Raw genomic sequence first — 14,785 nt, forward strand, 5'->3', positions numbered from 1 at the left:
TTATATGCCTACCTTTCTATTAGCAGACACAACCTGCATAAATAGTGACTCTAATTCCTGTCCACGTGGAGCAATCCCTTGATAACCTAATTTTCCTCCAGCTATGATGCCGATTTCATCAACCACCTGCTCAACTTCAGATAATATGTGGCTTGACAAAATAACTGTAATACCGTGTTTTGGAAAAGATCGAATGAGTCCTCGGAGCTCTTGAATGCCAATTGGGTCTAGACCATTTGTTGGTTCATCAAGAATTAAAAGCTTTGGATTGTTTAATAAGGCTATAGCTATTCCTAAGCGTTGTTTCATTCCGAGAGAAAATTGCCCAGCCCGTTTTTTTCCGGTATTAGTCAAATCGACAATCTCTAATACTTCATCTATCCGCTTTTGTGGCAGTCCAAGGGCAATTGTTCGCACCTTAAGATTTTCTCTTGCTGATAAATTGTCATATAGTGGCGGTGTTTCAATTAATACGCCAATGTCCTTTAAATTATCTCGAGTCCATTCCTTACCGTTAAAATATATTTCTCCTGCACTTGGGCGTAACATGCCCGTAATCATTTTTAAAGTTGTTGATTTCCCTGCACCATTTGGACCTAATAATCCATAAACGGAATTCCGAGGAATCTCCAACGATAGATTGTCTACAATTTTTTGCCCCTTAAAACTCTTACAAAGACAATTTGTTTTTAAAATAATATCTTTCATAGTAGTCATCATCCTTTCGATGAATCTATGGTAAAAAGTAATTATAAGGATTTCATAAGGATGGAAAAATTTTATAAAATAATTAGTAATTTAATGGAAGATATTTTACTTTCTTTATCATAGTTGTGAGGATAAAAGGGGGGAGTGGGGTGTAAGTTTTTACTAATTTTCCGAAAATAGTAAAACCAAAAAAAATTCCCTCTTCAAGGTTGAAGAGGGAATGGCTAAAGCCTTGCTATACATTATGTATGGCAAAGCCGCCTTGCCGTAATTATTAATAGAAAGTTTTAAAACCACGACTCCACCAGGTGGGTGCTCGCAGAATAGTTCCTGTATATCGTCATTCACCGGAGTGTGACGCCCGCCATTCCCTATTCGATTAAAACTCCCTTTTACAGTTCAAAGGTTAAAACTTAATATTTGTACGAACAACGCAGCTTTAATGTTATATTAAACGATTATGGATAACAGTGCAAGTAAGTATCTTTTAAAGAAAAAGTCAAATAATTAATACGGTTTTTGGCAATATAATATATGGTTACAAAGCATTTTTTTAAATAATAGTATAGTTTTCAAAAAATGCTCAGTCTTTATACCAAAATAAAAAGCCTTCCTTCAATAGGAAAACTTTTGCGGCTAATCTATTTTATTTAAGATTTCATTTGTTAATGCGGCAATGTTAATTTGCGTTTCTTCGCGCATGACGTCAATCAAAATTTCATCACGAAAATATTTGACGCTTACTTCAAGGGGCATTTGCAGCAGCTTTTGTAAAGCTTGTTGATACATAATTACAAATTCTTTATCTGTATTGCCACGTTTTAACTCTGCAAAAGACTCATAAAATTGATCTAATTTATCCGCAAATTCAAGAAGACGACCTTCAATTGTAGCATCTTTTCCTTCTTTCATTCGATTGAAAAAAACATCCTGGAAGTCGGGGGGTATTTCTTCGCGTATAAATTTTTCCATCATTTTTTCTTCAACATGAGCAAGCATTTGTTTTAATTCGACACTCGCATGTTTTACAGGTGTTTTAATGTCTCCGATAAATACCTCAGCAAAGTCATGATTGATTGTTTTTTCATATAATGATTTCCAATCTACTTTAGCTCCGTGCATTTCTTCAAGTGTACCGAAAAACATCGCATATTGAGACACTTTCCATGAATGGGCTGCAACATTATGTTCCTCAAATTTGAAGCGTCCTGGGGCACGGAAAATACGTTCTAAATCATTTAGGCTTGTGAAAAACTTATGAATTCCTATAATAATCACTCCTAAGTATAATGATGTAAGCATTTCGTATGCTTCCTCTTAATCATATAATGATTCTTAGTTTATTTGGGGTGTTTTACAAACAAATAACATGTGATTAACAAATAACAAATATTTAATTTATAGAATATGCAAGTATTGTTAAAAAGGCAATAAAATATTCCCAAAACAAATAAAGTGTCATTGTTTCCTCAAAATTTAAGCGTTTTCATGATGGTATACTTGTGGTATCTGCAATGATTGGACGTGAAATTAGAATGGTATACACTTTCTTTTTATATACACATATATTAAGCGCGATAATATCAATTGGTCCGTTATTTGCACTATTGCTTATTTTGAAGAAAATGGATAGCTTAGAAGAGTCGCAGCTATGGGGATTTGTACAATTGTTTCAGTCTATTATTACCATTATTAAACATGCGGGTCATGTTCTAGTTATTTCAGGTATCATTTTGATTATTCTCAGTGGTTGGACGTGGACAACTTCATGGGTTGTGTTAACTATATTAGTAATGCTTGGATCTATTATCTTTTTAGCGCGGGCATTTAAACCTACAATACATACTTTTGGGACAACTGACTTTAATAAAGAGATTTTTATAATAAAATTGAGAAAATCCACTTGGCTGTATATTTTTTTGTTATTGGTTATGTTGTGGTTTATGGTAGCAAAACCTGAACTTTGGTAAAAACTTCTCTTAATGGCATGTTGTAAGTAGATGATATATCCGTTCATTTTTTAGAAAATAAAAAGACCCTTGATTTAAATCAAAGATCTCTTTTAGTTTAAACAGATATATCAATTGTGTTTCCTTTGTAAGGATGTACAGCAGTTTGTTCAGGCATATCGTTTAGCATTTTAATTGTACTCGCTGCTCCAATATTCATAGCTTTATCCATAATGCTTATTTGCAAGGTCTGTTGAAGTTGCGAAACCTGTGCAGACATGATTGAATTTATATCCATATATTTACCTCCTTTGCCTTTAATATCGGTCATTTAGAACACTCATTAACTTCATTTCAGATAAATGAGTTAAATGGTATCTTTCTACATTTTAGGAATATTTATATTCCCCGATGGTAATACTCCTCAATAGGAGGGATAACCAAATATGTGGAAAATTAAAATCAGTTTATTGTTAAGTGCAATGGTGCTAGTTCTAAGTGGATGCAATTTATTTGGTGCATTCAACAGCGATGAAGCAATTACAGTTAATGCACCTGAAGCATTACAAGCTACAGCGAAGGTAATTAATACTGAAGGAAAAGAAATTGGCCATGTAGAAATGACTGAAGGGGAAGATGGTGTACTTCTTTCGCTTGGTCTTACAGAAATTCCTGAAGGGGAACATGGAATTCATATTCATCAGGTAGGGAAGTGTGAAAAGCCAACCTTTGAATCAGCTGGAGAACATTTTAATCCTACTAACAAACAGCATGGAATTAATAATCCAAAGGGGCCTCACCTTGGGGATTTACCTAATATAACACCTGAAGAAGATGGTACTGTTCAAGTAGAATTTGTTGCAAAAAATATAACGTTGGAACAAGGCATGGAAAACTCTCTATTTGATAAAGATGGAAGTTCAATTGTTGTTCATGAAAAAGCAGATGATTATGTTACTGATCCAGCTGGTAATTCGGGCGCAAGAATTGCTTGTGGAGTTATAACACCTAAAAACTAAAATTATTAAGCTGTGTATTTGGCGAAATTTCGTCTTTTACACAGCTTATTTTTTTATTTAAGAATAAAAACCAATAGTTAAACCTGACATAACGATGTGATAAGTAAATGGAAGGTTATAAGTCTTAACGTTCATTGGCAAAATTAATTAGCAATACAATATGCTTATTAGTTTGTAAACACTAGTAAATTTTTAATTAATTAGTTAAAAAATTAGCAAAATCGTAGAAAAATATTTTGTACCACAACAGATTAAATTAATTATATAAAATAAAAATTTTTCTGATATATTTAAAATATGTTTACTGTAAACGTTTTCGCTCTGTTAGTTTCGCTATTATTCTATTAGCAGAATATTAAAATGATTGACACAAAAGAATATTAATAGTTAAAATTAATCTGTAATGTAACAAATATTACGCAGGAGGGGTTATTTTGAAGAATAAGAAGTTTTTATTTCTAACAGCTTTATGCCTTATGCTAATTATGGTATTAGCAGCATGTGGCGGAGAAGAGTCTACAGAAACTGAAGGCACTACATCTGAAGAAAATGCTACAGAAGGTGCTACAGAAGAAAAAACATCAGACATTGATTTCTTAAGCTTAGTAACTGGTGGTACGCAAGGTACATACTATGCACTTGGTGGTACATTTGCGGATTTAATTACAGATGAGACAGGCATTAAAACAACTGCGGAAGTATCACAAGCTTCTGCTGCAAACGTAAATGCATTAAAAGAAGGAAATGCTGAAATCGCATTCGTTCAAACTGATATTGCTTACTATGCAAAAAATGGTCAACTAATGTTTGAAGGTGCAGCTGTAGAGGATTTAGTTGCAATCGGTGGTTTATACCCTGAAACAATTCACCTTGTAACAACTGCAAATTCAGGTATTGCTTCTTATGAAGATTTAAAAGGTAAAAAAGTTTCAGTAGGTGCACCAGGTTCTGGTACTTACGCAAATGCTGAACAATTACTTGAAATTCATGGTTTAACAATGGATGATATTCAACCTCAAAACTTAGACTTTGGTGAGTCAACAGATGGATTACAAACAGGTCAAATTGACGCTGCATTCGTTACAGCTGGTTATCCAACAGCTGCTGTTGAAGCTTTAGGTGCTACAACTGATGTTGTAATCGTTCCAGTTGCTGCTGATAAAGCAGAAGCATTAATCGCAAAATATCCATACTATGCTGTTGATACAATTCCAGCTGGTACTTATGGTTTAGAAACAGATGTACCAACTGTATCTGTTTTAGCGATGCTAGCAGTAAAAGCTGATTTACCAGAAGATGTTGCATATGGAATTACAAAAGCTATTTATGGCAACACAGATAAAATCAGCCATGCAAAAGGTTCTTTCATCAAAGCTGAAACTGCTTTAGATGGAATTGGAATTGATGTTCACCCAGGTGCTCAAAAATACTTTGATGAACAATAATTTAAAATTGAACTATTAGTAGTCAAGCATTAAAAAAAGGGGGCTTGAGGAATTTCTTCAAGCTCCTTTTTAATAGTAGTCCTATTTAAGGAAATGTTTGGGGTGGTTGCATGAAACGAGTAGCGTTTGTCTTTTCGTTTGGCATTGTGGCTGCAGTTTTTTTATTTTTACCAATACATCAAGTCTTTTCTTTTACGGAAATAAGAACAAACCATCCAGAAAAGTTTTACATAAACATCTCAGATGAAAACGTATTCCAAATCCGTTATACGCATTCAATTCATTTGACAGATGTTTTAGAAACGTACGAAATTGCGGATGCAAATAATCTGAAGCTTGTGTCAATGGAATATGAAGATGTTTCGATAGGAATGCCAGCATATGCTGAAAAAGGGGAAACATTAGCGTATGAGGATGGAAGATACATATTGTCATTTGAAGATAAAGTGTTATCAGATTTTACATTGTATGTAGGAGATATAGACCTAGATTTGTATTTTTTATATGATGATCAATCATATAATTTAAAATCATTTCTTCAAAGAGGTAAATCCTATTTGTTTGAAATTAAAAAGGTTTCGCTAATTGAAAAATGGAAAGGAGCTGTATTCGATCATGGTGAAGCAGCAGAATGAAAAGACTCAAGAAGAGCTTTTTGAAACATTATCAGCAGAACAGCAACAGGCGCTTTTAGAAAAATATGATACAGAGTCAAACACACGGAATTTAGCTGGTGCGTTTCGTTGGGTAATTTATGTAATATTATTATGTTTTTCTTTGTTTCAGTTGTATACAGCAATTTTTGGGCAATATACAGCACCTATTCAAAGAACAATCCATCTAGGATTTGCTTTAACGGTTATTTTTTTATTGTTTCCAGCACGTAAAAAAGGCTCAAAAACAAAGATTGCCTTTTATGATTATATTTTAGCTCTACTATCTGTTGTTGTTGGTTCGTATTGGAGTTTAAACTATGAAAGATTGGTTAATAGTTTAGGATCAATTACAGATATCGACTTTTACGTAGGTGTAGTAGCGATATTACTAGTATTAGAAGCTGCTCGACGTGCAGTTGGGCTGCCAATTACAATTATTGCTGCTTTCTTTTTGGTTTATGCATTCTACGGTCCGTATTTCCCAGATTTTCTTGCACACCGTGGTCAAACGTTAGAGAGCATTGTTAATTTAATGTTTTATACAACAGATGGAATTCTAGGTACACCTATTAGTGTTTCTGCGACATATATTTTTGTCTTCCTATTGTTTGGTGCATTTTTAGTAAAAACAGGTGTTGGTCAATACTTTAATGATTTAGCAGTAGCATTTGCGGGTAAGATGATTGGTGGTCCTGCGAAAGTTGCCATCTTCTCTTCTGCCTTACAAGGTACAATTTCAGGAAGCTCTGTTGCGAATGTTGTAACATCTGGTTCATATACAATTCCTATGATGAAAAAACTTGGCTATAAGAAAGAGTTTGCAGGAGCAGTTGAAGCATCTGCATCTACCGGCGGACAGTTAATGCCTCCAATTATGGGTGCTGCAGCCTTCCTGATGGTAGAGTTTATCGGAAGAGGAATAACATATTGGGATATTGCAAAAGCTGCGGCAATTCCAGCTCTTTTATATTTTACGGGTATTTGGATTATGACCCATTTTGAAGCAAAACGATTAGGGTTGCGTGGGCTAACTGATGAAGAAATGCCTGATCGTAAAGAAGTATTTAAGAAAATTTATTTATTATTACCGATTATTTTAATAATCGTATTAATGTTAGTTGGCGTTCCTGTAATGCATGCAGCTCTTTACGGAATTATATCTTGTATTGTTGTCGGTGCTATTAATAAAGAAACACGACTAGGCATAAAAGATATTATTGATGCACTAGTAGACGGTGCACGCACTGCATTAGCGGTAGCAGCAGCAACAGCATGTGCAGGTATTATCGTAGGGGTAGTTGTAAAAACAGGTTTAGGATTAAGTTTAGCGAATAGCTTAGTGGATCTTGCTGGAGGGAAAATATTCCTAACACTATTCTTTGTAATGATTGCTTCATTAATTTTAGGAATGGGTGCTCCAACAACAGCAAACTATGTTATTACATCAACAATTGCGGCGCCGGCTATTATTACATTATTAGCACCAGGTGTTGTATCTCAAGATTTAGTGCCTATTACAGTTTTATTATCAGCTCACTTCTTTGTATTCTACTTTGGGATTATTGCTGATATTACGCCACCAGTTGCTCTTGCTGCCTTTGCTGCATCAGGTATTTCAGGTGGAGACCCAATTAAAACAGGTGTGAACTCTGCTAAACTTGCTATTGCAGCGTTTATCATCCCTTATATGATTGTATATTCACCAGCCTTATTAATGATTGATGTAACAATATGGCAAATATTATGGGTCGTAATCACAGCTATTTTAGGTATGATTGCAATTGGATCTGGTGTTATTGGATACTGGTACAGAAAGTTAATGTGGTTTGAACGTATTATTGTCATTGCTGCAGGTTTAGCAATGATTTACCCAGAGTCAATTTCAGATATTACAGGTCTAATCGTCTTTGGTATCATGTTTGTCATTCAATTAATGACAAAAAATAAAGGGAATAAACCAAAGGATACAAATCTAGATACTGCTACAAATTAAATTCTTTTAAGCTTGCACAATTTCATATGTGCAAGCTTTTTTACGAGGCGAGAGAGCTGGTGTAAATAACATTAAGTTTCTGTAAATTGATTTTGTATGGATTGTTTTTTACAGTTTCCTTTTTTAGACTAGATATAGAAAAAACAATTTGGAGGAGCATATGAAAAGCATAGCTGTTGATATGGATCAAGTTTTAGCAGATTTTTTAGGGAAGGCTTTGAAAGCTTTTAATGAGCGATTTAACAAGAATATTTCGAGAGAAGAATTTGATATTTCAAAAATAGAAACACTTTACCCAGAATTAAGTAATGAATTTTTTTTAATGATAAATGAGCCCGACTTTTTCCGTGATTTAGAATTAGAAGATGTAGATGCCGTACCTGTGTTGAAAGAGTTAAACGAGCATTATGAAATCTATATTGCAACTGCTGCAATGGACGTGCCAGGAAGTTTTCATGCCAAGTATGAATGGCTTTTAGAGTATTTTCCATTTTTAAATCCAACCCATTTTATTTTCTGTGGAGATAAAAAGGTTGTAAAGGCAGATTATTTAATTGACGATAACATTAGGCAGCTTCAATCCTTTACAGGAGAAGGAATTCTATATTCTCAGCCATATAATGAGCAATATACTCAATTTAAGCGTGTATATAACTGGAAGGAGATTAAGGAACTGTTTTTGCCCGTTAAGCAATAACTACTGTAGTTAAAATTAATGTTCGAGATTGATTCATATAATTATTCAAAAGAGTGACATCAAAATAGTAATTTCCCGTACTTTAAATACAATTAAGGGAGCATTAGGATGTCTTACGTTGAAATTTAATACTGTAGCTAAAACCAGGTACTTTCTTGAACAAAAGTCCTGGTCTTTTTTATTTTAATGCATAAAATCAAATATTATTTAAGAAGCATTTTATTTGTGAAACATGTGTTAAAACTAAGTGGTATAAATAGTTCTCATTATGAGATGATTTTTATACTTTTTTTGCATATATAACATAAATATGTTGTGTTAGCGAAATGAAGTATGTAGAATGATAATATCAGAAAATTCTAACTAAGGAGTGATTCTAATATGACAAGCTTACTTTCTTCTAAGTTCGAAACGTATTTATTGGACGAAGAACTTGAGTTAGAATATGACAAGGAGATGGAGGAAGTACCATATAATGAGGTACCGAATTACGAAGAGTATCCACCAGGTTTTTTCTCAAGCTTATAATTTTAAATGAAAGCGACAAAACTCGAGCAAGGAGTTTGTCGTTTTTTTCTGCTTATAATATTAGTTTATGGGCAGAAGCGGTTAATATTTGAACACGTGTTATGTATAATAAGAAAAAGTATAATCGAAAAATTTGAGGTGCAAAATGGGGCAAGTAAAAACTTACGAAGAAGTCATCTATGGATGGTTTGAACATTTTCATGATAATCCAGAGGTTAGTTGGAAGGAAATTGAGACTACTAAAAAAATAGCATCTATATTAGATGAATTGAAAGTGCCATATAAATTCTTTTCAGATGTAACAGGCCTTGTAGCGGAAATCGGCCTAGGAGAAGAAGTAATAGCTGTTCGAGCGGATATTGATGCATTATGGCAAAAGGTAGATGGAGTTATGCGTGCAAACCATTCTTGTGGACATGATGCAAATATATCGATGGTGTTAGGTGCACTCATCCAATTAAAGGAATTACCTTTAAAGAAACGAATTCGCTTTATTTTTCAACCTGCTGAAGAAACGGGCGGGGGAGCAATTGAAATGGTGAAGCATGGTGTAATCGATGATGTTTCTTATTTATTTGGTGTTCATTTACGCCCCATTGAAGAATTGCCGCTAGGAAAAGTAACACCAGCAATTCACCACGGTGCAGCGTTATTTTTAAATGGTACAATTGTTGGAGTAGATGCACATGGGGCTAGACCTCATCAAGGGAAAAATGCAATAGATGTCATTTTTGCAATTCAGCAAATGTTAAAAAATATTTATATTAATCCTTTTGAAATTTATAGTGCAAAGTTAACAAAAATTGTTGCAGATGGTGGGAGTATAAATATAATCCCCGGAAGTGCGGCATTTTCAATTGATGTACGCGCACAAAAAAACTCAGTATTAGAAGAATTACAAAAGCGAATTAATGAAGGCTTTAAAACAATAATGGATATGTTTGGAGTAGAAATTAGCTGTGACTGGGTTGATAAAACACCAGGTGCAGAAGTTTCAGAAGAAGCGATGAAAATTGCGAAAGAATCTATTATTGAAGCGTTGGGTATAGAATGTTTAGAGAAACCAATTTCAACACCAGGCAGCGACGATTTCCATTACTACACTATATTAAGGCCTAATTTAAAGGCAGCTATGATAGGAATTGGTGCCGATTTAACTCCAGGGTTGCATCATCCAAAAATGACATTTAATAAAGAAGCATTAATTACAGGTGCTAAAGTGCTAACAACAACTCTACGAAATGCAGTAAATGAATAAACTACAAATAGATGTAGGTGAAAAGGAAGTTAATCATCATGAAAATTAAACAAATTGAAGTTTTTTCGGTAAATTTACCATTAATTAAACCTTTTATTATTAGTTATGCAACATACCCATATATTCGGTCGATTATTGTTAAATTAACAACAGAATGTGGACTTGTCGGTTGGGGGGAGTCGGTACCTGATGAACATATAACTGGGGAAACTCCAGACTCAACCTATGCAATGATAAAAAATACGCTAGCTCCGATACTCATTGGAAAAAATCCTATGGAATTTGAAAAGATACATGAAATAATGGATAAATCAGTACACAGAGCCCCAGCTGCAAAAGCTGCAATTGATATTGCCTGTTTTGATGTTGCAGGAAAAAAATTAGATGTTCCTGTATATCAGCTTTTAGGTGGACGCTACCATGAAAAATTCCCAGTAACACATGTTTTAAGTATAGACGAGCCCGAAAAAATGGCGAATGAAGCTGAAGAAAAATTAAAAGAAGGCTACCGTTCATTTAAAATGAAGGTCGGTGTAGATGTTTCAGGAGATGTAAAACGAATTAAAGCAGTAAGAGAGCGTGTAGGAGAAGATATCGCAATCCGTGTAGATGTAAACCAAGGATGGGGAAATAGTGCAAATACACTTCAAGCCTTACGCCAACTTGAATTTTTAGGCCTTGACTGGCTTGAACAACCTGTCGATCAAGATGATATTGATGCAATGGTTGAAATTAAATCAAAATCTTCTATTCCATTAATGATTGATGAAGGTCTTCGTAATATGAATGATATGCGTCAAATAATTGCAAAACGCGCAGCAGATAAAGTAAATATTAAGCTTATGAAATGCGGTGGTATTTATCCTGCAATGAAGTTAGCAAACATGGCGGAGATGGCTGGAATTGAGTGTCAAATAGGCTCTATGGTTGAATCATCCATCGGCTCTGCTGCAGGTTTCCATGTTGCATTTTCGAAAAAAATTATAAAAAGTGTTGAATTAACAGGCCCTGTTAAATTTTCTAAAGATATTGGTGATTTAAAGGAAAGCTATATTATCCCATGTATCCAATTAAATGAACATCCTGGATTAGGTGTTGCTGTTGATGAGACAGTTCTTGCAGAGCTTACACAATTCAAGGATTTAATACAGTAGGTGAGCAAAATGAAAGAAAAAATTTATGAAGGCTTATTAGGTGAGCAAGCTTACTCAGTACATGTTTTAGATAAAAACTGCTTACCAGAAGTGCTAAAATTGCAAGAAGCTGTTTGTGAAGCATTGCCGAATAAGGATATCTTACAGCCGCTTTCAGAAGAAGAATTTTTGTTTATTTTAGATGGAAACGGCATTATGATAGGAGCTTTTGTAGAAGAGAGATTAATTGCTTTTCGGGCCCTTTTGATTCCTGAAATCGATGAAGATCATTTAGGTTATCATATTGGGTTGGAAAAAGAATCGGATTTAAAACGAGTTCTTTACCAAGAAATTTCAAGTGTAGATCCAATTTATCGTGGACACGGTTTACAAAAAACATTAGCAAAAGTCATTATGCAGCAAATAGATACAACCGCATTTGATTATATTTGTACAACAGTTATGCCGTATAATATTGCAAGTTTAAAAGATAAATTTTCGCAAGGATTTTATATTGTTGCATTAAAATATACATATGGTGAAAAGCTTCGCTATGTATTTGCGTTGGATTTGCGAAAAGAGCCTCAATATGAAGAAGATGCAGCTGCAATTTCAATGGGAGACATAGAAGGACAACAAAAGCTGCTAAAAGATGGTTTTGTAGGTGTAGCTATGAAACAATTAAATGAAGATTGGGTAGTAGAGTATAAGAAGAAAAAATAATATAAATAAGCCATCCAAAAGTTGATTTTGGGTGGCCCTCTTTAGAAAATAACTATTTTCAAGATGAAAGCAAAACACAGTTACTTCGTTGGACAAAATTCACAAACTATCAGTCCAGGGATATCTTTAGAGAAGCAGCAGCTTTTTCGCAAAGGTTTATTAACTAATTCAGCAGGAGCTTTCCCACCTGTGAATTGATTAAACCAAGATTTATTTGAAAATTGCTGCCATACTTTTGTATCCTCTAAAATTTCCAAATCCTCAAAAGCTCGGTCTGCAAGCAAAGGATTATTAGTTATTATATAATAATTCCAAATCATATATCCAAAAACGTTTTCCCATAATGTAAGAGGGGATATTGAAGTCGTTTTACGCAATTGTTGAAAGATTAAATGGCATTGGGTTAAAATGTTTTCAATTACTGCTTCACGCTCATGGTCTTCTACATAGCGAAAATCCTTTGGTGCAATAAACGTTGCAACAGTGTTGTTTCCAAATTCCTTGACATGACTAAAGCGAATATCCTCCAAATTACCGTCCCACACTTCATCATATACAGACAACATATAAAACTGCATTGCAATAAACATCCCATAACGTCGCCCAAAATGAGAAATAGCTGCAGCTTCGGTTTTTGCTTTTGTTATTCCCACCATTAAATTTTTAAAATCAGTTAAATAAAAATCGTTGTGCAGGCTATCTAAGGTGAAAAGTGTACGCTCTGGAATTGCTGTGTAAACACTATATGAATTCAACATCCTTAGTTGATCGTTAGTTAAAGCATGCATAACATCACCTTTCTTTTTTACCATACTATAACACAATATATAATCAAATTTTTCTATACAAAATAAGATTAAACAATTAAAATGTATAAAATGGATAAGAAAGGTTGGTATTATCTTGGCTCAAATACATTCAATACCAAGGCCGCTAGTAAGAACGAATCAATGGGCAATTTTAATTTCTGTCATTTTAACATGGATTTTTGGAGAAGCTTTCATTTTATTAATACCATTAATTTCAAATGTATTAGGTGTTTTATTTAATTTTAATCCGATCATGAAATTTGCAAGAATATTTTTAATTAAAAAAGGGAAGCAATACATCCCGGAAGATGTTACTCAGCAAAAGTTTAATGCGTGCATCGCCATCTTTTGTTTAGCTGGTGGGTATATTAGCTTTCTTGTAGGTTGGAAAATTGTTGGCCTCATTTTTACTATCATGGTTGCTCTTGCTTCATTTATAGCTATTCTAGGTTTTTGTATTGGCTGTTTTATCTTCTATCAAATAAAACAATATAAATATCGCCGATCCTTAAAACAGTCATAAAGTAAACTATAAAATCAGCGTGGTTCCCGTAATTAATACAAAACTTTTTGCACGATAGATGCATTAAATGAGTTGAATTATAATGGCTGAACCAATTTGATTTATGGGGAATTGATTGCTTACCAAGCCTTCCAATTGGCAGGAGATTTATTGCCTGTTAATTTAGAAAAAAAATTTATTGAAATTAGTTGACAGATTAAATGAAAATGATTATCATTATCATATAAAGAAAGAAATACACTTTAAGCTTCTTTCTCCAGAAGAATGCGAATCATTTAAACGTTCTATCCCCCCTTAACTAGAACGTCAACAAAATAGACCGGACTTCAATTTTGAAGTCCGGCTTCTTTTTCTTTTATTACAGATTTTTTAGATAGTAAGACTGTATGGTAGCTATGCAATAGCATCCCAATTACAATCACACCAATACCGATTAGCGCAATTGGATCTGGCAATGGAACCCCTAGTAAAATCATTTCACCGATGATAACGAAAAGTACTTCTGTTGACTGTGTTGCTTCAACGGCAGCGAGTTTTCCTTGATCTTCCCGAACACGGTCTGTAGCAATGAAAAATAATACTGTTGCAATTACTCCAGAGCTAATCCCGACTAATAGTGATTGAAATACTTGATTTGCTGATGGTAGACCTACAGTTATAAAAGCATAGCCTGCTAAAATAATCCACGCGGGCAGGGAAGCAATTGTCATACCAAGAACACGCTGGTAAGTATCAAGTCGACCACCACATACTTCCATCATTTTTCGATTGCCGAGGGGATAGGCAAAAGCTGCGACAACGACTGGTAATGTTCCGAGCAATAAAACATGAATTGATACAGATTGTGCCTGTGGAACTTGAATTAATAAAATACCGATTAGTATAACACTTGAAATAAGCAGAGAAATAACCGGGATTTTTTGGCGAATTTTAACACCGTCTATTGTTCTTACAAATAATGGAGCCAGTAAAATTCCAGCAACAATAGTAAATTGCCATGTTCCTGAAACGAGCCAACCCGGTCCAAAAGAAGCTACATAAGTCAGGGGAGCATAAAATAGTACAAATCCTACAAAACTCCAAAGCAGCCATTTAGTAGGTTGAGCTTTCATCTCCGAAGAGAGCGGCTTCCATCCTTTACGAGAAAGAACAATGACAAGTAGGAAGGGAAGCATGAAAAAATAGCGTAAGGATGAACTCCAAAGCCAGCTGCCGCCTTCTAATTCCATAGAATGATTTAAAATGAATGTAACAGCAAAAAATAGTGCCGCTAGAATCCCTAATATAATCTCTTTCAATCTAATAACCTACTTTCTTACCAAATATAATTTAAAAATATATAAT

General features: G+C 34.2%; 16 protein-coding genes and 1 other RNA gene. 11 read left to right on the plus strand and 6 right to left on the minus strand.

From position 1 onward, the window contains the following. The 3 genes from MKY04_RS01700 to MKY04_RS01710 form a co-directional block, all read right to left on the minus strand. Entirely contained in the window at positions 1-708 is a 708-nt protein-coding gene (locus tag MKY04_RS01700; RefSeq protein WP_126295329.1) for a lantibiotic protection ABC transporter ATP-binding protein, read from the minus strand. 250 nt (positions 709-958) lie between these two features. Further along, a non-coding RNA gene (gene ssrS / locus MKY04_RS01705) (6S RNA) lies at positions 959-1,151 on the minus strand. Between the two features lie 193 nt (positions 1,152-1,344). Then, entirely contained in the window at positions 1,345-2,010 is a 666-nt protein-coding gene (locus tag MKY04_RS01710; RefSeq protein WP_246020406.1) for a YfbR-like 5'-deoxynucleotidase, read from the minus strand. 212 nt (positions 2,011-2,222) lie between these two features. Between MKY04_RS01710 and MKY04_RS01715 the strand changes: the two genes are divergently transcribed. Further along, positions 2,223-2,678, plus strand: coding sequence for a hypothetical protein (locus tag MKY04_RS01715; RefSeq protein ID WP_246020407.1), 456 nt, complete (start codon positions 2,223-2,225; stop codon positions 2,676-2,678). Positions 2,679-2,775: 97 nt separating this feature from the next. Here MKY04_RS01715 and MKY04_RS01720 read toward each other — a convergent pair whose 3' ends face one another. Then, positions 2,776-2,955, minus strand: coding sequence for a YjfB family protein (locus MKY04_RS01720; protein WP_126295330.1), 180 nt, complete (start codon positions 2,953-2,955; stop codon positions 2,776-2,778). Between the two features lie 148 nt (positions 2,956-3,103). Between MKY04_RS01720 and MKY04_RS01725 the strand changes: the two genes are divergently transcribed. The 9 genes from MKY04_RS01725 to MKY04_RS01765 all read left to right on the plus strand — a co-directional run bounded on the left by MKY04_RS01725 (position 3,104) and on the right by MKY04_RS01765 (position 12,109). After that, positions 3,104-3,676: a superoxide dismutase family protein gene (locus tag MKY04_RS01725; RefSeq protein WP_126295331.1), complete on the plus strand. Its 573-nt coding sequence runs from the start codon at positions 3,104-3,106 to the stop codon at positions 3,674-3,676. A 434-nt stretch (positions 3,677-4,110) separates the two neighbouring features. Further along, positions 4,111-5,121: a TAXI family TRAP transporter solute-binding subunit gene (locus tag MKY04_RS01730; protein WP_126295332.1), complete on the plus strand. Its 1,011-nt coding sequence runs from the start codon at positions 4,111-4,113 to the stop codon at positions 5,119-5,121. A 110-nt stretch (positions 5,122-5,231) separates the two neighbouring features. Continuing rightward, complete coding sequence (locus MKY04_RS01735) at positions 5,232-5,756, plus strand: DUF1850 domain-containing protein (protein ID WP_126295333.1); 525 nt, start codon at positions 5,232-5,234, stop codon at positions 5,754-5,756. Next, positions 5,737-7,770: a TRAP transporter permease gene (locus MKY04_RS01740; protein WP_126295334.1), complete on the plus strand. Its 2,034-nt coding sequence runs from the start codon at positions 5,737-5,739 to the stop codon at positions 7,768-7,770. The genes MKY04_RS01735 and MKY04_RS01740 overlap by 20 nt, the downstream gene beginning before the upstream one ends. 160 nt (positions 7,771-7,930) lie before the next feature. Next, positions 7,931-8,467 (plus strand): 5' nucleotidase, NT5C type, encoded by a 537-nt coding sequence (locus MKY04_RS01745; RefSeq protein ID WP_126295335.1) that lies wholly within the window; start codon positions 7,931-7,933, stop codon positions 8,465-8,467. A gap of 381 nt (positions 8,468-8,848) precedes the next feature. Next, positions 8,849-8,995, plus strand: coding sequence for a hypothetical protein (locus MKY04_RS01750; RefSeq protein WP_185807777.1), 147 nt, complete (start codon positions 8,849-8,851; stop codon positions 8,993-8,995). A gap of 145 nt (positions 8,996-9,140) precedes the next feature. Further along, positions 9,141-10,253 (plus strand): amidohydrolase, encoded by a 1,113-nt coding sequence (locus MKY04_RS01755; RefSeq protein WP_126295336.1) that lies wholly within the window; start codon positions 9,141-9,143, stop codon positions 10,251-10,253. A gap of 38 nt (positions 10,254-10,291) precedes the next feature. Then, positions 10,292-11,407, plus strand: coding sequence for a mandelate racemase/muconate lactonizing enzyme family protein (locus tag MKY04_RS01760; protein WP_126295337.1), 1,116 nt, complete (start codon positions 10,292-10,294; stop codon positions 11,405-11,407). Between the two features lie 9 nt (positions 11,408-11,416). Then, the gene (locus MKY04_RS01765) at positions 11,417-12,109 is read left to right on the plus strand and encodes a GNAT family N-acetyltransferase (protein ID WP_346235213.1); all 693 of its coding nucleotides are present in this window, start codon (positions 11,417-11,419) and stop codon (positions 12,107-12,109) included. 80 nt (positions 12,110-12,189) lie between these two features. On the opposite strand, the gene MKY04_RS01770 is transcribed toward MKY04_RS01765, so the two are convergent. Then, complete coding sequence (locus tag MKY04_RS01770) at positions 12,190-12,921, minus strand: Fe-S oxidoreductase (protein ID WP_246020409.1); 732 nt, start codon at positions 12,919-12,921, stop codon at positions 12,190-12,192. Between the two features lie 91 nt (positions 12,922-13,012). Between MKY04_RS01770 and MKY04_RS01775 the strand changes: the two genes are divergently transcribed. Further along, the gene (locus MKY04_RS01775; protein WP_126295339.1) at positions 13,013-13,441 is read left to right on the plus strand and encodes a DUF4395 domain-containing protein; all 429 of its coding nucleotides are present in this window, start codon (positions 13,013-13,015) and stop codon (positions 13,439-13,441) included. A gap of 326 nt (positions 13,442-13,767) precedes the next feature. Here the strand turns inward: MKY04_RS01775 and MKY04_RS01780 are convergent, their stop codons facing one another. Continuing rightward, a complete protein-coding gene (locus MKY04_RS01780) occupies positions 13,768-14,739 on the minus strand; it encodes a DMT family transporter (RefSeq protein WP_126295340.1) in 972 nt (323 codons plus the stop codon). Between the last annotated feature and the right edge of the window lie 46 nt (positions 14,740-14,785).

Origin of the sequence: Lysinibacillus telephonicus (genome assembly GCF_039654155.1) — a bacterium.
Lineage (GTDB): Bacteria > Bacillota > Bacilli > Bacillales_A > Planococcaceae > Ureibacillus > Ureibacillus telephonicus.